Below are 20,572 nucleotides of genomic sequence, written 5' to 3'. Positions count from 1 at the left end.
CGGAGCCGCCCCCGCCGAGTCAGGACTCTAGAACGCCCCGGAACCGGCCCGCCACTCCTTTTTCCGCGCGCGCCTCGGCCGACCCTGTTCGCGCCCCCGCGGCCGACCCGGCCCGCGCCCTCGGCCGCCCTCGCCCGGCCCCGACTGGTCCGCGCCCCCCGACCACCCCCGCCCCGACCCCGACACCGCCCCCGACCTGCGCCGCGCCCCCAGCCGGTCAGGCCTCGCCGTGCGACCCGCGCGGGCCACGGCGTACGGTGAAAGAGCGCCCGGCCACCCCTACCGGGCGTGCCCCCGGACCAGACAAGGACCTTCCGTCATGCGCGCCACCACCATCCACGCCCCGTTCGACCTGCGCGTGGAGGACGTCCCCGAGCCGGTCGTGCAACTGCCCACGGACGCCGTGGTGCGGGTGCTGCGGGCCTGTATCTGCGGCAGCGACCTGTGGGCGTACCGCGGCGAGGCGGCCCGCAAGCCGGGGCAGCGCATCGGCCACGAGTTCCTCGGCGTCGTCGAGGAGACCGGCTCCGAGGTGTCCACCCTGCGCCGCGGCGACCTCGTCGTGGCGCCCTTCATGTGGTCCGACGGCACCTGCGACTACTGCCGCGAGGGCCTCACCACCTCCTGCGAGCACGGCGGCTTCTGGGGCTCCGTGGGCCACGACGGCGGCCAGGGCGAGGCCGTGCGCGTGCCCTTCGCCGACGGCACCCTCGTCCAGTTGCCGAAGGACGCCGCCTCCGACGACCACCTGCTGTCCGCGCTGCTCACCCTCTCCGACGTCCTCGGCACCGGCCACCACGCGGCCCTCGGCGCGGGCGTCCGGCCGGGCGCCACGGTCGCCGTCGTCGGCGACGGCGCCGTCGGCCTGTGCGCGGTCCTCGCCGCCCGCCGCCTCGGCGCCGAGCGGATCATCGCCCTCGGCCGCCACCGGGTCCGTACCGACATCGCGCGCCGCTTCGGCGCCACCGACGTGGTCGCCGAGCGCGGCGAGGCCGCCGAGGAGGCCGTCCGCGAGCTGACCCGCGGGCAGGGCGCGCACGCGGTGATCGAGGCCGTCGGCACCGAGCAGTCGATGCGGACGGCCGTGAACATCACCCGCGACGGCGGCGCCATCGGCTTCGTCGGCGTCCCGCACGGCAGCGGCACCGGCCTCGACCTGAGCGTCATGTTCGACCGGAACATCGGTCTGCACGGCGGGGTCGCCCCGGTCCGCGCCTACATCCCCGAGCTGCTGCCCGACGTCCTCGACGGCACGGTCGACCCCACGCCCGTCTTCGACCTCACCGTCGGCATCGAGGGCGTACCGGACGGCTACAAGGCGATGGACGAGCGCACCGCCCTCAAGGTCCTCGTCACCAACTGAGGCCCCGCACCGGGCCGTACGACACCGAAAGGCCGGGTGGGGAGCAACTTCCGCTCCCCGCCCGGCCCTTCGCCGTCACGGGCGTGCCGTCACCGGCATCCGCTCACTGACGGAACGTCACCACTTGACCGCGCGCAGCGCGTTGACCACGCCGTACCCGAAGAAGCCGTTGACGCGCTTGCCGCCCTCGCAGGTCGCGTCCACCACGCCGTCGCCGTTGCCGTCGTACGGCTCGGTCGGGCAGGCCTGGCTGTCGGCCTGCGCCTTCAGCAGCAGCTGGAGCTGCGCCGGGGAGGCGTAGGGGTGCTTCGACTTCAGCAGCGCGGCGACGCCCGCGACGTGCGGGGACGCCATCGAGGTGCCCTGGAGCCAGCCGTAGGTGTTGCCCGGCAGCGTGGACAGGATGCGGCCGTTGGCCGACGGGGTCTCCGGGATCTGGTAGCGGTCGCCGCCCGGCGCCGCCACGTCGATCGCGCCGACGCCGTACGTCGAGTAGTACGACTTGGTGCCCTTCACGCCCGTCGCGCTCACCGTGACGACGCCCGGCAGCTGGGTCGGCACGTCGAAGCACGTGTGCGGGTCGATGGTCCGCGGCACCGGGGTGGTGTCGTCGGGGCTGGACTCGTCGAGGATCGCGTCCGAGTCGAGGTCGTGGTTGGAGTTGCCCGCCGAGGCGACGTTGAGCGTCCCCTTCCGCTGGGCGTACTTCTGGGCCCGGTTGACCGCGTCGACGATGGCCTTCTGGTCCGGGTCGTTCAGGCAGTTGTACAGCCACGGGTCCACGTAGTAGCTGTTGTTGGTGATCTCGACGCCGTGGTCGGCGGCGAACACGAAGGCGCAGACCACGTTCTCCGGGTAGAAGAGGCCGTCGTCCGGGTCGCTCACCTTGATGCTGGAGACCTTGACGCCGGGCGCGACACCGGCCACGCCGATGCCGTTGCGGGCGGCGGCGATCTCACCGGCGACGTGCGTGCCGTGGTAGTCGTTCGGGGTGTACGGCCGCCAGGCGCCCTCGGAGGTGTCGGCGACGCCGCCCACGCAGTTCGCGGACTGCCCGGCGGAGAAGTTCGGCGCCAGGTCCGGGTGGGTGTCGTCCACACCGGTGTCGATGACGGCGACCGTGACCCGCTTGCTGCCGGGGTTGATCTTCGCGGCCTTGTCGGCGCCGATCGCGCGCAGGTCCCACTGGTCGGCTTCCAGCGGCTCGCTCGCCTCGGTCTTCGCCGACGCGCTCGCGGTGCGCGCCGCCTCGGCGGCGGTGAGGGGCTGGGCCGCGCCCTCGTCGGTGGTCCCGGCGGCCTTGAGCGGGCCGGTGCGGGTCGCGCCCGCCGACTGCACGCCGCGCACGGCGCGTATCCGCGGACCGAAGTCGGGGTTCGCGGAGTGGACGACGATGACGCCGATCTCGGCGTAGGTGGCGACGACGGTGCCGTCGGCCTTGGCGATCGCCTTCTTCACCGACTCGATCGTGCGGCGGTCCACCTTCGTGTTGACGACGTACGCCAGCGAGCCCGCGTCGGCGGCCCGCACCACGGGCGCGGCGGCCGGGGCGGCGGTGGCCGCGGTCGGCAGGAAGCCGAGGGAGGCGGTCAGCGACAGCACGACGGGCACCGCGAGGGCGAGACGGCGTCTGGAAGGCAGATGAGCCATGGGGTCTCCACATCATCCGGAAGCGAGCGCTGCCCCGACGCGGGTCGCGCCTGGGCAGGTACATGACGGGTGGTGCTCGCCCGAAACTATCTCCCCGACTCACGGACCAGCAATGACCTTCGGCAGGCGAGTTCCACCCGCCCGGACGCCGCCCGGCCGAAAACAGCCCTCCACGCCCCCGCCCCGACCCACCGGTCCCCGCCCTCCGGCCATGACCTTCCCCGGCGGTCACTCGTTTGCCAGAAGCCGCCGACGAGGAGCGCCGCCGACGTGACTTCACAAACCGGCCCGACGGGTTGAACCCGTCCTCGCGCGGCGCCGTGACCTTGGGCAGGGAGCGCGCCCCCGCGCCCCCCGCGCCCGTACCGACCGCACCCGCAACGCGAGGAGACTCCGTGGCCACCGACACACCGCCCCCCTCGGACACCCCAGCCCGGCTCCCGTCCACCGAGGAGTTCGTCGCGGAGCAGGAGAGCGCGGAGTTCGGCGAACTGCGCCGCTCCTACCGCGGGTTCGCCTTCCCGCTGACGATCGCCTTCATCGCCTGGTACCTCCTGTACGTCCTGCTCTCCAACTACGCGGGCGACTTCATGGGCACCAAGGTCGTCGGCAACATCAACATCGCGTTCGTGCTGGGCATCGCCCAGTTCGTCACCACGTTCCTCATCGCCTGGTGGTACTCGCGGCACGCCGCCGAGAAGCTCGACCCCAAGGCCGAGGCGATCAAGTCCCGGATGGAGGGCACCGCATGAGCCCCGCCCAGCAGACGTTCCTCGCCGCCAACGAGGCGAGCGAGCACCGGCCGCTCATCATCACCCTGTTCGCGCTCTTCGTCGTGGCCACCCTGGTGATCACCGTGTGGGCGGGCCGCCAGACCAAGGACGCCGCCGACTTCTACGCGGGCGGACGGCAGTTCAGCGCCTTCCAGAACGGCCTCGCCGTCTCCGGCGACTACATGTCGGCCGCGTCCTTCCTCGGCATCGCGGGCGCCATCGCCCTCTTCGGCTACGACGGCTTCCTGTACTCCATCGGCTTCCTGGTCGCCTGGCTGGTCGCCCTGCTCCTGGTCGCCGAACCGCTGCGCAACTCCGGCCGCTACACCATGGGCGACGTCCTCGCGTACCGCATGCGCCAGCGGCCGGTCCGTACCGCCGCGGGCACCTCCACCATCGTCGTGTCGATCTTCTACCTGCTGGCGCAGATGGCGGGCGCGGGCGTCCTGGTCTCCCTGCTGCTCGGCATCACCTCCGACGCGGGCAAGATCGCCATCGTCGCCCTGGTCGGCCTGCTGATGATCGTGTACGTCTCCATCGGCGGCATGAAGGGCACCACCTGGGTCCAGATGGTCAAGGCCGTCCTCCTCATCGGCGGCACCCTGCTGATCACCTTCCTGGTGCTGCTGAAGTTCGACTTCAACATCTCCGACCTGCTCGGCACGGCCGCCGAGAACAGCGGCAAGGGCTCGGCGTTCCTGGAACCCGGCCTCCAGTACGGCGCGACCGGCACGTCCAAGCTGGACTTCGTCTCCCTCGGCATCGCCCTGGTGCTCGGCACCGCCGGTCTGCCGCACATCCTGATCCGCTTCTACACGGTCCCCAACGCCAAGGCCGCCCGGAAGTCCGTGAACTGGGCGATCGGCATCATCGGCGGCTTCTACCTGATGACCATCGCGCTCGGCTTCGGCGCCGCCGCGCTGATCGACCAGAAGGAGATCATCGCCTCCAACCCGTCCGGGAACACGGCCGCGCCGCTGCTCGCGCTGCATCTGGGCGGCACCGACTCCACCTGGGGCGCGATCCTGCTCGCCACGATCTCGGCGGTCGCCTTCGCGACCATCCTCGCCGTCGTCGCGGGTCTCACCCTCGCCTCCTCCTCGTCCTTCGCGCACGACATCTACGCCAACGTCATCCGCAAGGGGAAGGCCACCGGCGCCGAGGAGGTCCGCGCGGCCCGCTGGGCGACCGTCTTCATCGGCATCGTCTCCATCGGCCTCGGCGCCCTCGCCCGCGACCTCAACGTGGCGGGCCTGGTCGCCCTCGCGTTCGCCGTCGCCGCCTCCGCCAACCTCCCGACGATCCTCTACAGCCTCTTCTGGAAGCGGTTCACCACCCAGGGCGCCCTGTGGTCGATCTACGGCGGCCTGATCGTCGCCGTCGGCCTGGTGCTGTTCTCCCCGGTGGTCTCCGGCGACCCCAAGGCGATGTTCCCCGACGCCGACTTCGCCTGGTTCCCGCTGAAGAACCCCGGCATCATCTCCATCCCGTTCGGCTTCCTGATGGGCTTCCTCGGCACCGTCCTGTCCAAGGAGGAGCCCGACAAGGGCAAGTACGCCGAACTGGAGGTCCGCTCCCTCACCGGCACCGGCGCCCACTGAGCCGTAACGCCGTTCCCCCGGAGGCCCCCCTCGGCCCGCCCCGCGTCCGCCGGCCTGCGCACCCGCAGGTCCCCGGGACGCGGCGGCGGGCCGCCTCACGTGAGCGGGCTCCGGCGTTGTCGGCGCCGTCACGTAGGCTCGCCAGTGACAGGAGTGCGACGACCGGCCGTGCGGACGGCCGCGAGGGAAGGGGGCCCACATGCTCGTCGACACGTACGGCCGGACGGCCACCGATCTCCGGGTCTCGCTGACCGACCGCTGCAATCTGCGCTGCACCTACTGCATGCCCGAGGAGGGCCTGAGCTGGCTGGCCAAGCCCGACCTCCTCACCGACGACGAGATCGTCCGGCTGGTCGGCATCGCCGTCACCTCCCTCGGCATCGAGGAGGTCCGCTTCACCGGCGGCGAACCGCTGCTGCGGCCCGGCCTGGTCGGCATCGTCGAGCGGGTCGCGGCGCTCGCCCCCCGCCCGCAGATCTCCCTCACCACCAACGGCATCGGCCTCAAGCGCACGGCGACCGCCCTCCAGGCCGCCGGGCTGGACCGGGTCAACGTCTCGCTGGACACCCTCCGCCCGGACGTCTTCAAGACCCTCACCCGCCGCGACCGCCACCACGACGTCCTCGACGGCCTGCGCGCCGCCCACGACGCGGGCCTCACCCCGGTCAAGGTCAACGCCGTCCTGATGCCCGGCCTCAACGCCGACGAGGCCCCCGACCTGCTCGCCTGGGCCGTCGAGCAGGGCTACGAACTGCGGTTCATCGAGCAGATGCCCCTGGACGCCCAGCACGGCTGGAAGCGCGAGGGCATGGTCACCGCCGACGACATCCTCACCTCCCTGCGCACCCGCTTCGCCCTCACCCCCGAGGGCGAGGCCAGCCGCGGCTCGGCCCCGGCGGAACGCTGGCTGGTCGACGGCGGACCGCACCGCGTCGGCGTCATCGGCTCGGTGACCCGCCCGTTCTGCGCCGCCTGCGACCGCACCCGCCTCACCGCCGACGGCCAGATCCGCACCTGCCTCTTCGCCCGCGAGGAGACCGATCTGCGCGCCGCCCTGCGCGCCGACGCCCCCGACGAGGAGATAGCCCGCCGCTGGCGCGAGGCGATGTGGGGCAAGAAGGCGGGCGCGGGCCTCGACGACCCGACGTTCGTCCAGCCCGACCGCCCGATGTCGTCCATCGGCGGCTGAACCGGCCCGCCCGACGGCGGCCCGACCGGGGCGGTACGGGCCCTACGCGCCCTCCGCCGCCCCCGACTCCCACTCCGCCAGCGTCACCACGTCCTTGAGGAAGCCCCGCACCCCGAGGAACTGCGACAGGTGCTCCCGGTGCTCCTCGCACGCCAGCCACGTCTTGCGCCGCTCCGGCGTGTGGATCTTCGGGTTGTTCCACGCCAGCACCCACACCGCGTCGGCACGGCAGCCCTTCGCGGAACACACGGGCGTCTCGTCACTCACGGCACTCACAGCACTCACACGGCTCACAGAACTCACAGGAACGTCCGGGCGGCCACCGGCACGGCCGGGCGCTCTCGGACAGTCACGGGGTGGGAAACAAAGCGACGCCGAGCAGCCACGGGGGGAGCTGCCCGGCGTCGGTCCGTCGCTCCGACGGGGGATGCGGAGCGCGTACGAAGTATGTCACGGGGACCCGGCCCCACGGCACCGGAACAACATGATTGATCTGAGCTTTTCCTGAGCTTCGCCGGGCTCCGCGTCACGCCGGACGCCCGGCCGGACCGGCCCCCGCGTCCCCGCCCGAGGGCTCCCTCGCGGCCCGCCCGGATTCCGCGACGCGCTCCTCTTCCGGCCCCGGACCGCCCGCGCGCGGCGGCGCGATCATCGGCGGCAGCGGGGCCGTCACGAACGTCGACGGCAGGCCCGGCGCGCCCTCCCGCCCGGCGTTGGCGATCACCACCGCGATGTAGGGCAGGACCACGCCGAGAACCAGCGCGACCAGCGCGACGTGGCGTTCCACGTTCCAGAGCGCCGCCGCCAGGACCACGGCCAGCGTCCGGACGGACATCGAGATCACATACCGCCGCTGACGGCCCCGGACGTCGTCCTGGAGCCCCTGCCGGGCGCCGGTGATCCGGAACACCTCACCGCCGCCACCGCGCTGCTTCCGCATCACATTCCACCGTCCGACCGCATCGACCTCTCCCCGCCGACCACGGTACGCCGCGCCCCCACGCCCCTCGAGACCGGGGCGTCCGCCCGGGGCGGCCGGGCTGCGCCGTACCGCGTACGGCCCCACCCGGCGTGCGGCGTACCGCGACCGGACCGACACTGGGGGCAATCGCTCGCTCGGAGCCGTACCGCGCTCAGAGCCGTACAGGAGGCATCCATGGGCTGGTTGTGGGCCATCATCGTGGGATTCGTGCTCGGTCTGATCGCCAAGGCGATCCTTCCCGGCAAGCAGCACAGCCCCCTCTGGCTGACCACCATCTTCGGCATGCTCGGCGCGATCGTCGGCAACGCGATCGCCCGCGGCTTCGGCGTCGAGGAGACCGCAGGCATCGACTGGAGCCGGCACATCTTCCAACTGGTCGCCGCGATCGTCATCGTGGCGCTCGGCGACATGGCGTACATGGCGACGCTGGGCAAGCGCAAGCACGAACGCGCCTGACCGCCCGACGGCGGACAGCCGAGGGGGCGCGGGCCGTTGTGCGGCCCGCGCCCCCTCGCGTCCGTCCGCTCAGACGCCCTGGCTGACCGAACTCATGTTGAAGTCCGGCACCCGCAGCGCGGGCATCGCCGCCCGGGTGAACCAGTCGCTCCACTCCCGCGGCAGCGTCTTCTCCGTGCGCCCCGCCTCGGTGGCCCGGCCCAGCACGCCGACCGGCGACTCGTTGAACCGGAAGTTGTTCACCTCGCCCACCACCTCGCCGTCCTCGACGAGGTACACACCGTCGCGGGTCAGCCCGGTCAGCAGCAGCGTCGCCGGGTCCACCTCGCGGATGTACCACAGGCAGGTCAGCAGCAGCCCGCGCCGGGTGTCCGCGACCATCTCCTCCAGCGAGCGGTCCGCGCCCCCGTCCAGGATCAGGTTGTCCGCGCCCGGCGCCGACGGCAGCCCGGTGAGCGCCGCCCCGTGCCGGCTGGTCGTGAGGTGCCGCAGCTCGCCGTCGCCGATCCAGTCGACCGCCGGGATCGGCAGCCCGTTGTCGAACACCGACTGGTCACCGCCCGACGAGTGCGCCACCACGAACGGCGCCGACTCCAGACCCGGCGCGTGCGGGTCGCTGCGCAGCGTCAGCGGCAGCCCCGACAGCTTCTCGCCGACACGGGTGCCGCCGCCGGGCTTGGAGAACACCGTGCGGCCCTCGGCGGCGTCCCGGCCCGACGCCGACCACAGCAGGTAGATCATCAGATCGGCCACGGCGGTCGGCGGGAGCAGCGTCTCGTACCGCCCCGCGGGCAGGTCGATCCGCCGCTCCGCCCACCCCAGCCGCACCGCCAGCTCCGCGTCCAGCGCCGCCGGGTCGACGTCCCTGAAGTCCCGCGTGGAGCGACCCGCCCACGCCGAGCGGGTCCGGTCCGGCGACTTCGCGTTCAGCTCCAGCGTCCCGTTCGGCTGGTCGTGCCGCAGCCGGACGCCGGTCGACGTGCCCAGGTAGGTCGAGACCAGCTCGTGGTGCGCGAAGCCGTACAGCTCCCGGCCGCCCGCCCGCGCGCGGGCGAACGACTCGCCGAGCGCCGGGGCGAAGTCCGCGAACACCGCCGACGAGGTCTCCACCGGCGCCTCGGTGAAGCCGGCGGACGCCTCCCGGCCCGTCACCAGCGGCTGCGCGTCCTCGGCCGGACCGGCGCCGCGCGCGGCGGCCTCGGCGGCCCGCACCAGCGGCTCCAGCTCGTCCGCGGTCACCGCGGCCCGCGAGACCACGCCGGTGGCGGTGCCCTCCTTGCCGTCCACCGTCGCGATCACCGTCAGCGTCCGCGAGCGGGTGACCCCGTTGGTGGTGAGCGCGTTGCCCGCCCAGCGCAGGTTCGCCGTCGACTGCTCGTCGGCGATCACCACACAGCCGTCGGCCCGCGACAGCTCCAGGGCCCGCTCCACGACCTCGTGCGGCTTGTTCGTACGGGCGCTCATCGGCCGGCCTCCTGCGTGGTGTTGAGAATGTTGACGCCCTGGAAGAGCGCGGACGGGCAGCCGTGCGACACCGCCGCGACCTGCCCCGGCTGCGCCTTGCCGCAGTTGAAGGCACCCCCGAGGACGTACGTCTGCGGGCCGCCGACCGCCGCCATGGACCCCCAGAAGTCGGTCGTCGTCGCCTGGTAGGCCACGTCCCGCAGCTGCCCGGTGATCCGCCCGTTCTCGATCCGGAAGAACCGCTGCCCGGTGAACTGGAAGTTGTACCGCTGCATGTCGATCGACCAGGACCGGTCCCCGACCACGTAGATGCCCCGGTCGACGCCCCCGATGAGGTCCTCCGTGGCCAGCCCGGCCGGGTCCGGCCGCAGCGACACGTTCGCCATGCGCTGCACCGGCACATGGCCGGGGGAGTCGGCGAACGCGCACCCGTTGGACCGCTCGAACCCGGTGAGCCGCGCGATCCGCCGGTCCAGCTGGTAGCCGACGAGGGTGCCGTCCTTCACCAGGTCCCAGGACTGCGCCGCCACGCCCTCGTCGTCGAAGCCGACCGTGGCCAGCCCGTGCTCGGCGGTCCGGTCACCGGTGACGTTCATCAGGTCGGAGCCGTAGCGCAGCTTGCCCAGCTGGTCGAAGGTCGCGAACGAGGTGCCCGCGTACGCCGCCTCGTAGCCCAGCGCCCGGTCCAGCTCGGTGGCGTGCCCGATCGACTCGTGGATCGTCAGCCACAGGTTCGACGGGTCCACCACCAGGTCGTACAGGCCCGGCTCCACGCTCGGCGCCCGCATCTTCTCCGCCAGCAGCTCCGGGATGCGCTCCAGCTCGCCGTCCCAGTCCCAGCCGGTGCCCGTCAGGTACTCCCAGCCCCGCCCGACCGGCGGCGCGATCGTCCGCATCGAGTCGAACTCGCCGCTGGACTCGTCCACCGACACCGCCGTCAGCGCCGGGTGCAGCCGGACCCGCTGCTGCGTGGTCACCGTGCCCGCGGTGTCGGCGTAGAACTTGTTCTCGTGGACGGTGAGCAGCGAGGCGTCGACGTGGTTGATCCCGTCGGCCGCCAGCAGCCGCGCGCTCCAGTCCGCCAGCAGCGCCGCCTTCTCCTCGTCGGGCACCGAGAACGGGTCGATCTCGTACGACGACACCCACGTCCGGTCGGCGTGCACCGGCTCGTCGGCCAGCTCCACCCGCTCGTCGGACCCCGCCGCCCGGATCACCTGCGCGGACAGCTTGGCCATCGCCACCGCCTGCGACGCCACCCGCGCCGCCGCGTCCATCGTCAGGTCCACCCCGGACGCGAACCCCCAGGTCCCGCCGTGCACGACCCGCACCGCGTACCCGAGGTCGGTGGTGTCCGAGGACCCCGACGGCTTGGCGTCCCGCAGCCGCCAGGACGCGCTGCGCACCCGTTCGAACCGGAAGTCCGCGTGCTCGGCGCCGAGCGCCCGCGCCCGCGCGAGCGCGGCGTCGGCGAGGGCGCGCAGGGGTAGTGCCGTGAAACTCTCGTCGATGCTGTGGGGCACCTGGGTATCTCCCTGTGGTCGTCGTCGCCTGTGTCGCCTGTGCGGGGTCCGATCATGTCGCGCGCGCGGAGCCCGGACCACCACCTTTCCATCCCGGGCGGCCCGGACACGAGCCGCGCACGGCCCGCCCCGGCCACTTTCTGTAGGGACCCCACAGCCAGCCCCGTGACCCACTGTCGGTGCCCGAATGTCGGCCGACCGGCGTGGACCGATAGGTTTCGAGGGAAGCCGCCTGTCACCCAGCGTTCGGGCGGGTGTGTCCATACCCCCTATCGAAAGGGTGATCCGTTGAGCCGCTCGGTTCTCGTCACCGGAGGTAACCGGGGCATCGGCCTCGCCATCGCCCACGCGTTCGCCGACGCGGGCGACAAGGTGGCGATCACGTACCGCTCCGGGGAGCCGCCGGCCGGCTTCCTCGCCGTCAAGTGCGACATCACCGAACCGGAGCAGGTGGAGCAGGCCTACAAGGAGATCGAGGACGCCCACGGCACCGTCGAGGTCCTGATCGCCAACGCCGGCGTCACCAAGGACCAGCTCCTGATGCGCATGTCCGAGGAGGACTTCACCACCGTCCTCGACACCAACCTCACCGGCACCTTCCGCGTGGTCAAGCGCGCCAACCGCGGCATGCTGCGCGCCAAGAAGGGCCGCGTGGTCCTCATCTCGTCGGTGGTCGGACTGCTCGGCTCCGCGGGACAGGCGAACTACGCCGCCTCCAAGGCCGGCCTGGTCGGCTTCGCGCGTTCCCTGGCCCGCGAGCTGGGGTCGCGCAACATCACCTTCAACGTCGTCGCGCCCGGCTTCGTCGACACCGACATGACCAAGGTGCTCACCGACGAGCAGCGCGCGGGCATCGTCTCCCAGGTGCCGCTGGGCCGGTACGCGAAGCCGGAGGAGATCGCCGCGACGGTGCGGTTCCTCGCCTCCGACGACGCCTCGTACATCACTGGAGCCGTCATCCCCGTTGACGGCGGACTGGGAATGGGTCACTGATCACCATGAGCGGAATTCTCGAGGGCAAGCGCGTCCTCATCACCGGTGTGCTGATGGAGTCCTCCATCGCCTTCCACACCGCGAGGCTGGCCCAGGAGCAGGGTGCCGAGATCATCCTGACCGCGTTCCCGCGGCCCACCCTGACCGAGCGCATCGCGCGCCGTCTGCCCAAGCCCACCAAGGTCGTCGAGCTGGACGTCACCAACGACGAGCACCTGGCCCGGCTGGCCGACGTGGTCGGCGAGGAGCTGGGCGGCCTCGACGGCGTCGTGCACTCCATCGGCTTCGCCCCGCAGGACGCCCTCGGCGGCAACTTCCTGAACACGCCGTTCGAGTCGGTCGCCACCGCCATGCACGTGTCGGCGTTCTCCCTGAAGTCGCTCACCACGGCCTGCCTGCCGCTGATGCAGAACGGCGGCTCGGTCGTCGGCCTCACCTTCGACGCCTCGTTCGCCTGGCCGCAGTACGACTGGATGGGCCCGGCCAAGGCCGCCCTGGAGGCCACCAGCCGCTACATCGCGCGCGACCTGGGCAAGCAGAACATCCGCTGCAACCTGGTCTCCGCGGGCCCGCTCGGCTCGATGGCCGCCAAGTCCATCCCGGGCTTCACCGAGCTGGCCTCGGTCTGGGACCACCGCTCCCCGCTGGAGTGGGACCTCAAGGACCCCGAGCCGGCCGGCCGCGGTGTGGTCGCCCTGCTCAGCGACTGGTTCCCGAAGACCACGGGCGAGATCGTCCACGTGGACGGCGGCCTGCACGCGGTCGGCGCCTGACCGCACGCGCCCGCGGCCCCCGAGGCCCGACGCCCCGTTCCTCCCGCACCGCGCGGGGGAGCGGGGCGTCCGCGTGTGTCCCACGCGCGCGTGCCGCTCGTACGCCGTGTGCGCCGTCACCCGATCGGCTCACCCGGCCGGGCGGGGCGGCGACCGGACAGGCCACCCTGGAGTGCGGGTTCCCACCGCGCGTCCCTCCCCAGCACGGCCGAGGAGGTCCCCTTGTGCGCCTGTCTCGCAGCCCGGCCCCGGTGACCGTCGTGACCGTCGCCGCCGCCTGTCTCGCCGCCCTGACGCTCGTCCTGTGCGTGCCGTACGACGCCTCGCCCCACGCGCGCGTGCGGCCGCAGCCGGGCCGGGCCGCCGCGCCCGCCCCGGGAGGCGCCGCCGAGGAGCCCGCGGGCGCGGAGTGCCGTACGTCCGTCGAGGGCTCGCACGTCGTCGCGTACTGCCACAACCCCTACGCCGCGACCGACCGTGTCCGGCTGCACGTCGAGTGCGCGCGCTGGTGGGACCTCGACACCGACGGCGCCGCCACCGAGGTCGGACCCGCCGAGACCGTACGGCTGACGGCGCGGTGCTGGAAGGAGGTCGACGCGGCCTGGGTCAGCCACGCGCGGCCGTGAACCCCCGGCCCGGACGGCACAGGAACGGGTAGCTCGCCGCCTCCTCGGCCGCCGCCCCCGCGTCCCCGGCCCGGATCGCCTCGACCAGCCGGGTGTGGTCCATGTGCGCCTCCGGCGTCAGCTCGTCGCCGATGTCCGTGCGCAGCCAGTCCCGCAGCACCTCGCCCAGGTCCGCGTACATCGCCGACATGACGTCGTTGTGGGAGGCCGCCACCACCGCCAGGTGGAAGGAGGCGTCCGCCGTCACGAAGGTCTCCGCGTCGCCCGTCGCCCAGGCCTCCTCGCGGCGCCGCAGCAGCGCGTCCAGCTGCCGCAGGTCCTTCTCCGTGCGCCGCTCGGCGGCCAGCCGCGCCGCCGACGACTCCAGCGTCGAGCGCAGCTCCGCGATGTGCCGGGGGTCGGCGCCCGCGAACCGGCGGTGCATCACACCCGCCAGCTCGCTCGTCGCCACGACGTACGTCCCCGACCCCTGCCGGATGTCCAGCAGGCCGTTGTGCGCCAGCGCGCGGACCGCCTCGCGGACGGTGTTGCGCGCCACCCCGAGCTGCTCGACCAGCTCGGGCTCCGTCGGGATGCGCGAACCGACCGGCCACTCGCCCGAGGTGATCTGGGTGCGCAGCGCGGCGATGACCTGCTCGGACAGGGCCGAGCGGCGGGGATGGCTCAGGGGCATGGCACACCTTCGCACGGGCGGGCCCGGGAAAGCGGCCCCGGGGATGGACAACCAATCATCCCATGATTCTATGATGGGCGGCATGGCACGCAAGGAGACCACCACCGACACGCGCCCGCCGGACCTCGCGGACCCCGCGGAACCCGCGGGCCTCGCGCACCCCGCCGCCCCTTCGGCCGCCGCGGACTCCGCGGGCCTCGCGGCCGACCGGACTCCGGGCCCGGCGGCCTCCGCGGCTTCGGCGCGGGTGCACGGCGCGGCCGGGTCCGCCCCCCGCCCGTGGCTGCTCCGGCTCGTCGCCGTCGGCATCGTGCTGGCCGCGCTCAACCTGCGGCCCGCCATCACCAGCCTCGGCGCCCTTCTCGAAGAGGTCCGCGACGGACTCGGCATGAGCGGCGGCGTCGCCGGTCTCCTCACCTCGGTGCCCCCGCTCTGCTTCGCCGTCTTCGGCGTCACCGCGCCCCGCCTCGCCCGCCGCTTCGGCACCGGCGCGGTGGTGTGCGCGGGCATGGTCGCCATCACGGCCGGGCTGCTGCTGCGGCCCTTCGTCGGCGGCACGGCGGGCTTCCTCGCCGCCAGCGCCCTCGCCCTCATGGGCATCGCCGTCAGCAACGTCCTCATGCCGGTCATCGTCAAGCGCTGGTTCCCCGACCGGGTCGGCACCATGACCGGCCTGTACTCGATGGCCCTCGCCCTCGGCACCTCCCTCGCCGCCGCCGTCACCGTGCCCGTCACCGACGCCCTCGGCGGCGACTGGCGGACCGGCCTCGTCGTCTGGGCGGCCCTCGCCGTCGCCGCCGTCCTGCCGTGGCTCGTGCTGGCCCGGGTCCGGGAACCGGCGCACGGCGGACCGGGCGCGGCGGCGGAGGCGACCGGGACGGCTGCGACGGCACGCACGCGCGCGCGGGCGTCCGGCACGTCCGGTGGGCTGCGCGTCACCCGCAGCCGTACCGCCTGGGCGCTCGCCGTCTTCTTCGGCCTCCAGGCCACCGCCGCCTACATCACCATGGGCTGGATGCCGCAGATCTTCCGCGACGCGGGCGTGCCCGCGTCCACGGCGGGCCTGCTCCTGGCGGTGACGATGGTGATGGGCGTGCCCCTGGCCTTCGTCATCCCGCGCGTGGCGACCCGGCTGCCCCGCCAGGGCCCCGTCGTCGTCGCCCTGGGCCTGTGCGGCCTCGCCGGATACGCCGGGCTGTACGCCGCGCCCGCCGCGGGCGCCTGGGTGTGGGCCGTGCTGCTGGGCATCTCCAACTGCGCCTTCCCGCTCGCGCTCACCATGGTCGGCATGCGGGCCCGCACGGGCGCGGGCGTGGCCCAGCTGTCCGCGTTCGCGCAGAGCACGGGCTACCTCCTGTCGATCCCCGGCCCGCTGCTGGTCGGCATGCTCTACCAGCACAGCGGCGGCTGGGACCTGCCCCTGGTGCTCATGGCGGCGCTCATGGTCCCGCAGATGGCCGTCGGCGTCCTCGCGGGCCGCGACCGTACGGTGGAGGACGAGGCGGCGGTCTGAGCGGCGGGGCGCGTCCCCGGCGGGTCCCATCCCTGGCGGGTGCCGGGCCGGAGGCCGGGGCCGGGGTGCGTGGCCGCGCGGGTCCGTGGCCGGGGTCGATGGCGGGGGCCGGTCCGTGGCCGGGGCCGCGCGCCGACCCCGGGGGAGGGCGGCCGGGGCGCGGGTGCCAGACTGGGGCCATGCCAGTGCTCGACCCGAACCCGCGCAACGGCCAGAAGAAGATGCTCGCCGTCTTCGGCTCGTTCCTCCTCATCTTCGTGATCATCGGGATCATCGCGACCATCGCGTCTCCCTGACCCCGGCGGTCACCTCCGCGCGATCCCCGCCCGCGACGGCCCGCGCCCCGCTCCTTTCGCCCCTCCGCCGGGCCATGGTGGGGTTAACCCCCCGGTCCCCTAGGGGGTGAGGCTCAGGGTCAAGTGGGTGGATCACCCGATGGGAGCGGGCCCGCCGGATGCGTACCTTCGAGATGTGGCCGCCGGACGCGGTCCACGGTCCACTCGAAGACCAGCGGAGGCACCCATGTCGGCCCCCACGCATCTCCCGCCCCGCCCGGCCTCCCCGCGCGTCGGCACCCGGCTGCCCTGGTGGGCGCTGGCCCTGCCCGCCCTGGCCTTCGTGAGCCTGCTGACCCTGATCATGAACCCGGCCGACGCCCACGCGGCGGGCGGCGACCCGGGCCTGCCCCAGGTCGTGGCCCGCGTCCACCAGCTCGTCGCCCGCTGACCGGACACCCCGCCCCCGCCCCGCCCCCACCCCGCCCGCAGCCCCGTCCACCGTCCCGCCCACGTCGGGAGGGCCGCTGAAGGCGCCTGTCAACTCCCTGCGCCCCATGGCCTGTTTCGTGCGAAGCTGGGAGTCATGAGCGTCGCAGAACCCCGCAGGATCGTCCTCTTCCGGCATGCGAAGGCCGACTGGCCCCAGGTGAACGACCATGAACGCCCCCTCGCGGAGCGGGGCCGTCTGGACGCCGCCGAGGCCGGACGCAGACTGACCGAGACCGGCCTCGGCGTCGACCTGACCCTGTGCTCGACCGCCGTGCGGACCCGGGAGACCTGGAAGCTCGCCGTCCACGAGCTGCCCCACCGCCCCAGAACGGTCTACGAGGAGCGGATCTACGAGGCCACCCCCGGTGAGCTGATCGCCCTGCTCAACGAGACCCCGGACGACGTGCGCACCCTGCTGCTCGTCGGCCACAACCCGGGCGTCCAGGGGCTCGCCGAGGTGCTCTCCGGCTCGGCCGAGGGGGACGCCGGGCAGCGGATGAGCCGCCGCGGGTTCCCGGCCGCCGCCTTCGCGGTCGTCTCCTTCGACGGCACCTGGAAGGCGCTCGAACCGGGCACGGCCACCCTCACCGACTACTGGGCGCCCTCCGAGTAGCGCTCCGCGCGCACCGAGGACAGAGCGGGCCGAGGACGGAGCGGCCGAGAAGGGCGCGTGCCCGGCACGGAACCGCTGAGGGGCCCGGCGATCACCGGGCCCCTCACCACGTCACGCGGCACGCCGCACGCCGTCACTTCTCGTCGTGCGTGTCCGCCGCCTCGACCTCTTCGCGGGTGACGCCCAGCAGATACAGCACGGTGTCCAGGAAGGGCACGTTCACCGCCGTGTGCGCCGCCTCGCGCACCACCGGCTTCGCGTTGAAGGCCACCCCGAGGCCTGCCGCGTTCAGCATGTCCAGGTCGTTCGCGCCGTCCCCGATCGCCACCGTCTGCGCCAGCGGTACGCCCGCCTCCGCCGCGAACCGGCGCAGCAGCCGCGCCTTGCCCGCCCGGTCCACGATCTCGCCGGTGACCCGGCCCGTCAGCTTCCCGTCGACGATCTCCAGGGTGTTGGCCTGCGCGAAGTCCAGCCCCAGCCGCTCCTTGAGGTCGTCGGTGACCTGGGTGAAGCCGCCGGAGACCACGCCCACCTGGTAGCCGAGCCGCTTCAGCGTGCGGATCAGCGTGCGGGCGCCGGGCGTGAGCCGCACCTCGGCGCGCACCTTCTCCACCACCGAGGCGTCCAGCCCCGCCAGCAGCGCCACCCGCGCGTGCAGCGACTGCTCGAAGTCCAGCTCCCCGCGCATCGCCGCCGCCGTCACCTCGGCGACCCGGTCCTCGCAGCCCGCGTGCGCCGCGAACAGCTCGATGACCTCGTCCTGGATCAGCGTCGAGTCCACGTCCATCACGATCAGCCGCTGGGCCCGCCGGTGCAGACCCGCCGCGACGACGGCCACGTCCACCCCGAGCGCCCCGGCGTCCGTGACCAGCGCGGTGCGCAGCGGCTCGGTCTCCACCCCGGAGACCGCGAACTCCACCGCCGTCACCGGGTACTTGGCGAGCCGGAAGATACGGTCGATGTTGCCGCCCACCTTGGTGATCTTGGCGGTGACGGCGGCGGTGGCCTCCGCGGTCAGCGGGTGGCCCAGCACGGTGACCAGGGAGCGGCCCAGGCCGCGCGGCCGGTTGTCGCCGAGCCCGGAGATGATCTCCGCCTGCATCCGCATCGACTCCGCCCAGCTGTGGACGGTGGACCGCAGATCGCCCTCCAGCCCGTGCGGCGGCGCCGTGACCAGCGCGCACAGCACCATGCGGCCACGGGTGACGACCTGCTCGATGTCGACCACGTCGACGGAGTAGGCGGCGAGGGTGTCGAAGAGTCCGGCGGTGATCCCGGGCCGGTCCTTGCCGAATATCTTGACAAGGAGGGTGGGCGCATCGGCGGGCAGGGACGGCGAGGTCTGCGAATCGCTCATGGTGCGTCCACCGTATCCGGCACTCCGTGCCGCCCGCCCCCGCGGTCCGTCTGGCGGACACGGAACAGTCGGTGTCGCGCGCGTGACGTGCGCCTGACGCGGACGGGTGCGGACGGGCGACGCGCGCGCCGCACGCGGATGCCCGCGGAGACGTGCGGCGCGCGGTTCATGACCGCGGAGGACGTCCGGGCGGCCGGGGCGGTGGCGGCGGGGGAGGGGTGTCCGGGCCCTCGTCCCCCGACCGCCCCCAGCGCCCCGCCCGCCCCGTGCGCTCCCCGGCCCGCTCCCCGCCTCGCGGCCCCTCCCCGCCCCGCGCGGGCGGCGGCGGGGGAGGAGCGGGCCACTTCCCCGCCGCTGATCCCGCCCCCGCACCCGATCCCGGTCTCGGCCGGGGCGGCGGCGCGCCGACCGGCCCCACCACCGTCGGCGCACCGGCGACGTCGTCCCGGCCCGGCGGCGGTACGGCCCCCGCGTCGTCCCGGCCCGGCGGCACCGCGTCCTCCGGCTCCGGGCCCGGGTCCGCAGCAGCGTCCGGCGGCAGCCGCAGATACGGATTGGTCGCCGGGTTCGGCGGCCGATGCGGCCGCCCCGGGGCATACGGCCCAGCCGCAGCCGCCGCATCGGCCGCCGTACTCGCAGACTCCGCCGCAGAAGCCGCACCCGCCCCACGCACCGTCCCCCTCGCTCCACCCACCCCCGCCCCGACTCCCACATCCGCCCCGACCCCTGCACCCGCCCCGGCGCCCACAGGAGCCCCCGCCCCCTCTCCCCCCGTGACCGTGCTGTCACGCAGTGCCGCCGGGGCAGCGCGTCCGCCCGCCGCCCCCGTCGCGCGGGCGAGCAGCGCGCCCACCGCGCCCGCCCCCGCGCCCCAGGCCGCGCCCAGCAGCACCGCCGCACCGAGGTGGCCGCGCAGATCCACGCCCGCGCCGAACGCGTCGACGCCCAGCACCGACAGGGACGCGTTCACCGACACGTCCGCGAGCCGGACGACGAGCGGCAGCGCCACCGCCGTGGCCACCCCCAGCCGCAGCGCGCAGCCCCCGACGTACCGGCCGACACCGAGCCGCCGTACGCCCGTCCGCGCCCCGTCCCCGGCGTCCGTGCCCGTCGTGCCGCCCCGGACCGGCACCGCCACCGGTGTGCGGACGGCCGTCAACACGCCCGCCAGCAGCATCATCACGGCCGCCGCCACCCCCAACAGCCAGACCCGTTGGTCGAGTTCGGCGAGGCGGGCGAGGGTCACCGGGCGTTCGTCGCCGCCGCTGCCGAGCAAGTCGTCCAAGGGGTCCGGCAGGACCTGGGTCAGCACCCCGCTCGCCCGGCCGTCCCAGGGCACCCACAGCCCGACGCCGACGCCGAGCCAGACCCCGTTCGGCGCGCCCAGCAGGGCCGCTCCGGCGATCCGGCGCGGATGGTCGTCGCCGATCGCCGCGTACGCCGCCGCCGCGCACCCGGCCGCCACCGCGAGGAGCAGCACGGTCACCACGGCGGACACGGCGGGCCGCACCACCCGGTGCACGGCGTCCCACCCGCGCGGCAGCGGCGTACGGCGCGAGGCGAGCAGGGCGACCAGCAGCACGCCCGCCGACCAGACGAGCCCGCCGAGGAGCGTCGGGACCGTGTCGACGGTGAAGCCGACCGCGGCCCGCGCGTCGACCAGGTCCCCGACCCGGTCGGGCAACAGGCCGCCCAGGTCGCCGAGTCCGGGGATCGACACACCGCCCCCGCCGCCCGCCCCACCGCCGCCGGGCAGGTCGTCGAGGCCGAGGGCCGCGCCGTCGAGGGTGACGACGTCGTGCCCGGCCCAGGCCAGCCCGCCCAGCGCCGCCACGGTGAGCGCGACCACCGTCCCCGCGCGGGCGAGGAGTTCGGCGGGCGCGACCTCGGCGCCGGCCGTGCGCAGGGACCGCAGGAAGAACCAGGCCAGCAGCAGCGCCCCGACCAGGCCGACGCCCAGCGGGGTGAGCGCGAGGGCCGTGTCCGCCTCGGCGCCCGTCAGCCCGAACGCGGACACGTCGCCCGACGGCGTCACCGCGCCACCCGCGCCCAGCGCGACCACCGCCGCCGTCATCGGCCCCGGCGCACCGGCCGCGTCGGCGTCCAGCAGGTGCAGTCCGAGGGCCGCCGTCCCCGCCATCCCGATCAGCGCCCAGCTCACCCCGGCCACCGCCGACAGCAGAACGTCCGCCCAGGGCACACCCCGCGCCCCGGCCCCGCCCGGCATCCCGGTACCGCCCCTGCCCCCGGCCCTCGATC

Annotated in this window: 20 protein-coding genes; 12 read left to right on the top strand and 8 right to left on the bottom strand. The window is 74.0% G+C overall.

What is annotated here, in order from left to right:
* Positions 1 to 319 precede the first annotated feature (319 nt).
* A complete protein-coding gene (locus ACIQPQ_RS29025; protein ID WP_401309414.1) occupies positions 320 to 1,363 on the top strand; it encodes a zinc-dependent alcohol dehydrogenase family protein in 1,044 nt (347 codons plus the stop codon).
* Positions 1,364 to 1,480: 117 nt separating this feature from the next.
* Here ACIQPQ_RS29025 and ACIQPQ_RS29020 read toward each other — a convergent pair whose 3' ends face one another.
* Positions 1,481 to 3,013 carry a S8 family peptidase gene (locus tag ACIQPQ_RS29020; RefSeq protein WP_401309411.1) on the bottom strand — a complete coding sequence of 511 codons (1,533 nt, stop codon included), beginning with the start codon at positions 3,011 to 3,013 and terminating at the stop codon, positions 1,481 to 1,483.
* Positions 3,014 to 3,408: 395 nt separating this feature from the next.
* Here ACIQPQ_RS29020 and ACIQPQ_RS29015 point away from each other — a divergent pair, with 395 nt between their 5' ends.
* The 3 genes from ACIQPQ_RS29015 (at position 3,409) to moaA (ending at position 6,576) form a co-directional block, all read left to right on the top strand.
* Positions 3,409 to 3,765 (top strand): DUF485 domain-containing protein, encoded by a 357-nt coding sequence (locus tag ACIQPQ_RS29015; protein ID WP_401309409.1) that lies wholly within the window; start codon positions 3,409 to 3,411, stop codon positions 3,763 to 3,765.
* The gene (locus ACIQPQ_RS29010; RefSeq protein WP_383782494.1) at positions 3,762 to 5,387 is read left to right on the top strand and encodes a cation acetate symporter; all 1,626 of its coding nucleotides are present in this window, start codon (positions 3,762 to 3,764) and stop codon (positions 5,385 to 5,387) included. Before ACIQPQ_RS29015 ends, ACIQPQ_RS29010 begins: the two co-directional genes overlap by 4 nt.
* A 199-nt stretch (positions 5,388 to 5,586) precedes the next feature.
* Entirely contained in the window at positions 5,587 to 6,576 is a 990-nt protein-coding gene (gene moaA / locus ACIQPQ_RS29005) for a GTP 3',8-cyclase MoaA (protein WP_401309406.1), read from the top strand.
* Between the two features lie 42 nt (positions 6,577 to 6,618).
* On the opposite strand, the gene ACIQPQ_RS29000 is transcribed toward moaA, so the two are convergent.
* Both ACIQPQ_RS29000 and ACIQPQ_RS28995 read right to left on the bottom strand, forming a co-directional pair.
* Positions 6,619 to 6,843: a hypothetical protein gene (locus ACIQPQ_RS29000; protein WP_401309403.1), complete on the bottom strand. Its 225-nt coding sequence runs from the start codon at positions 6,841 to 6,843 to the stop codon at positions 6,619 to 6,621.
* Between the two features lie 259 nt (positions 6,844 to 7,102).
* The gene (locus ACIQPQ_RS28995) at positions 7,103 to 7,516 is read right to left on the bottom strand and encodes a DUF3099 domain-containing protein (RefSeq protein WP_401309400.1); all 414 of its coding nucleotides are present in this window, start codon (positions 7,514 to 7,516) and stop codon (positions 7,103 to 7,105) included.
* 216 nt (positions 7,517 to 7,732) lie between these two features.
* Here ACIQPQ_RS28995 and ACIQPQ_RS28990 point away from each other — a divergent pair, with 216 nt between their 5' ends.
* Positions 7,733 to 8,014, top strand: coding sequence for a GlsB/YeaQ/YmgE family stress response membrane protein (locus ACIQPQ_RS28990; protein WP_401309398.1), 282 nt, complete (start codon positions 7,733 to 7,735; stop codon positions 8,012 to 8,014).
* A gap of 69 nt (positions 8,015 to 8,083) precedes the next feature.
* On the opposite strand, the gene ACIQPQ_RS28985 is transcribed toward ACIQPQ_RS28990, so the two are convergent.
* Together ACIQPQ_RS28985 and ACIQPQ_RS28980 are read right to left on the bottom strand one after the other, a co-directional pair.
* Positions 8,084 to 9,478: a metallopeptidase TldD-related protein gene (locus ACIQPQ_RS28985; RefSeq protein ID WP_401309395.1), complete on the bottom strand. Its 1,395-nt coding sequence runs from the start codon at positions 9,476 to 9,478 to the stop codon at positions 8,084 to 8,086.
* Positions 9,475 to 10,998 carry a TldD/PmbA family protein gene (locus tag ACIQPQ_RS28980; RefSeq protein ID WP_401309392.1) on the bottom strand — a complete coding sequence of 508 codons (1,524 nt, stop codon included), beginning with the start codon at positions 10,996 to 10,998 and terminating at the stop codon, positions 9,475 to 9,477. Before ACIQPQ_RS28980 ends, ACIQPQ_RS28985 begins: the two co-directional genes overlap by 4 nt.
* A gap of 288 nt (positions 10,999 to 11,286) precedes the next feature.
* Here ACIQPQ_RS28980 and fabG point away from each other — a divergent pair, with 288 nt between their 5' ends.
* The 3 genes from fabG to ACIQPQ_RS28965 all read left to right on the top strand — a co-directional run bounded on the left by fabG (position 11,287) and on the right by ACIQPQ_RS28965 (position 13,390).
* Entirely contained in the window at positions 11,287 to 11,991 is a 705-nt protein-coding gene (fabG, locus tag ACIQPQ_RS28975) for a 3-oxoacyl-[acyl-carrier-protein] reductase (RefSeq protein ID WP_401309389.1), read from the top strand.
* 5 nt (positions 11,992 to 11,996) lie between these two features.
* A complete protein-coding gene (gene fabI / locus ACIQPQ_RS28970; RefSeq protein WP_383780776.1) occupies positions 11,997 to 12,764 on the top strand; it encodes an enoyl-ACP reductase FabI in 768 nt (255 codons plus the stop codon).
* A 224-nt stretch (positions 12,765 to 12,988) separates the two neighbouring features.
* Positions 12,989 to 13,390 carry a hypothetical protein gene (locus ACIQPQ_RS28965; protein ID WP_401309386.1) on the top strand — a complete coding sequence of 134 codons (402 nt, stop codon included), beginning with the start codon at positions 12,989 to 12,991 and terminating at the stop codon, positions 13,388 to 13,390.
* Here ACIQPQ_RS28965 and ACIQPQ_RS28960 read toward each other — a convergent pair.
* Positions 13,371 to 14,063 (bottom strand): FadR/GntR family transcriptional regulator, encoded by a 693-nt coding sequence (locus ACIQPQ_RS28960; RefSeq protein ID WP_383780770.1) that lies wholly within the window; start codon positions 14,061 to 14,063, stop codon positions 13,371 to 13,373. The two genes, ACIQPQ_RS28965 and ACIQPQ_RS28960, sit on opposite strands and share 20 nt — an antisense overlap.
* Before the next feature lie 70 nt (positions 14,064 to 14,133).
* Between ACIQPQ_RS28960 and ACIQPQ_RS28955 the strand changes: the two genes are divergently transcribed.
* From ACIQPQ_RS28955 to ACIQPQ_RS28940, 4 genes are all read left to right on the top strand, one after another.
* On the top strand, positions 14,134 to 15,576 hold the full coding sequence (locus ACIQPQ_RS28955) for a CynX/NimT family MFS transporter (protein WP_401309383.1): 1,443 nt from the start codon (positions 14,134 to 14,136) through the stop codon (positions 15,574 to 15,576).
* Positions 15,577 to 15,755: 179 nt separating this feature from the next.
* Positions 15,756 to 15,872 carry an SGM_5486 family transporter-associated protein gene (locus ACIQPQ_RS28950; RefSeq protein ID WP_383780765.1) on the top strand — a complete coding sequence of 39 codons (117 nt, stop codon included), beginning with the start codon at positions 15,756 to 15,758 and terminating at the stop codon, positions 15,870 to 15,872.
* A 226-nt stretch (positions 15,873 to 16,098) separates the two neighbouring features.
* Entirely contained in the window at positions 16,099 to 16,302 is a 204-nt protein-coding gene (locus ACIQPQ_RS28945) for a hypothetical protein (RefSeq protein ID WP_383780762.1), read from the top strand.
* A 135-nt stretch (positions 16,303 to 16,437) separates the two neighbouring features.
* Complete coding sequence (locus tag ACIQPQ_RS28940; RefSeq protein WP_401309380.1) at positions 16,438 to 16,956, top strand: SixA phosphatase family protein; 519 nt, start codon at positions 16,438 to 16,440, stop codon at positions 16,954 to 16,956.
* 133 nt (positions 16,957 to 17,089) lie between these two features.
* Here ACIQPQ_RS28940 and serB read toward each other — a convergent pair whose 3' ends face one another.
* Positions 17,090 to 18,313, bottom strand: a complete 1,224-nt coding sequence (gene serB / locus ACIQPQ_RS28935) for a phosphoserine phosphatase SerB (protein ID WP_383780756.1) — start codon at positions 18,311 to 18,313, stop codon at positions 17,090 to 17,092.
* A gap of 166 nt (positions 18,314 to 18,479) precedes the next feature.
* Positions 18,480 to 20,540 carry a streptophobe family protein gene (locus ACIQPQ_RS28930; RefSeq protein WP_401309377.1) on the bottom strand — a complete coding sequence of 687 codons (2,061 nt, stop codon included), beginning with the start codon at positions 20,538 to 20,540 and terminating at the stop codon, positions 18,480 to 18,482.
* Positions 20,541 to 20,572 lie beyond the last annotated feature (32 nt).

The organism is Streptomyces sp. NPDC091281, from assembly GCF_044757425.1.
GTDB lineage: Bacteria > Actinomycetota > Actinomycetes > Streptomycetales > Streptomycetaceae > Streptomyces.
The sequence above is the reverse complement of the archived record's forward strand: the minus strand, read 5'-3'. Positions and strand labels throughout refer to the sequence as shown.

Excerpts from the sequence above, each read along its gene's own strand:
- ACIQPQ_RS29010 (WP_383782494.1), top strand. The coding sequence starts at position 3,762 with ATGAGCCCCGCCCAGCAGACGTTCCTCGCCGCCAACGAGGCGAGCGAG.
- ACIQPQ_RS28930 (WP_401309377.1), bottom strand. The coding sequence starts at position 20,540 with ATGCCGGGCGGGGCCGGGGCGCGGGGTGTGCCCTGGGCGGACGTTCTG.
- ACIQPQ_RS28950 (WP_383780765.1), top strand. The coding sequence starts at position 15,756 with ATGCCAGTGCTCGACCCGAACCCGCGCAACGGCCAGAAGAAGATGCTC.
- ACIQPQ_RS28955 (WP_401309383.1), top strand. The coding sequence starts at position 14,134 with ATGATGGGCGGCATGGCACGCAAGGAGACCACCACCGACACGCGCCCG.
- moaA (WP_401309406.1), top strand. The coding sequence starts at position 5,587 with ATGCTCGTCGACACGTACGGCCGGACGGCCACCGATCTCCGGGTCTCG.
- ACIQPQ_RS28940 (WP_401309380.1), top strand. The coding sequence starts at position 16,438 with ATGAGCGTCGCAGAACCCCGCAGGATCGTCCTCTTCCGGCATGCGAAG.
- ACIQPQ_RS29020 (WP_401309411.1), bottom strand. The coding sequence starts at position 3,013 with ATGGCTCATCTGCCTTCCAGACGCCGTCTCGCCCTCGCGGTGCCCGTC.
- serB (WP_383780756.1), bottom strand. The coding sequence starts at position 18,313 with ATGAGCGATTCGCAGACCTCGCCGTCCCTGCCCGCCGATGCGCCCACC.
- ACIQPQ_RS28990 (WP_401309398.1), top strand. The coding sequence starts at position 7,733 with ATGGGCTGGTTGTGGGCCATCATCGTGGGATTCGTGCTCGGTCTGATC.
- ACIQPQ_RS28985 (WP_401309395.1), bottom strand. The coding sequence starts at position 9,478 with ATGAGCGCCCGTACGAACAAGCCGCACGAGGTCGTGGAGCGGGCCCTG.
- ACIQPQ_RS29025 (WP_401309414.1), top strand. The coding sequence starts at position 320 with ATGCGCGCCACCACCATCCACGCCCCGTTCGACCTGCGCGTGGAGGAC.
- ACIQPQ_RS28945 (WP_383780762.1), top strand. The coding sequence starts at position 16,099 with ATGTCGGCCCCCACGCATCTCCCGCCCCGCCCGGCCTCCCCGCGCGTC.
- fabI (WP_383780776.1), top strand. The coding sequence starts at position 11,997 with ATGAGCGGAATTCTCGAGGGCAAGCGCGTCCTCATCACCGGTGTGCTG.
- ACIQPQ_RS28960 (WP_383780770.1), bottom strand. The coding sequence starts at position 14,063 with ATGCCCCTGAGCCATCCCCGCCGCTCGGCCCTGTCCGAGCAGGTCATC.
- ACIQPQ_RS28995 (WP_401309400.1), bottom strand. The coding sequence starts at position 7,516 with ATGCGGAAGCAGCGCGGTGGCGGCGGTGAGGTGTTCCGGATCACCGGC.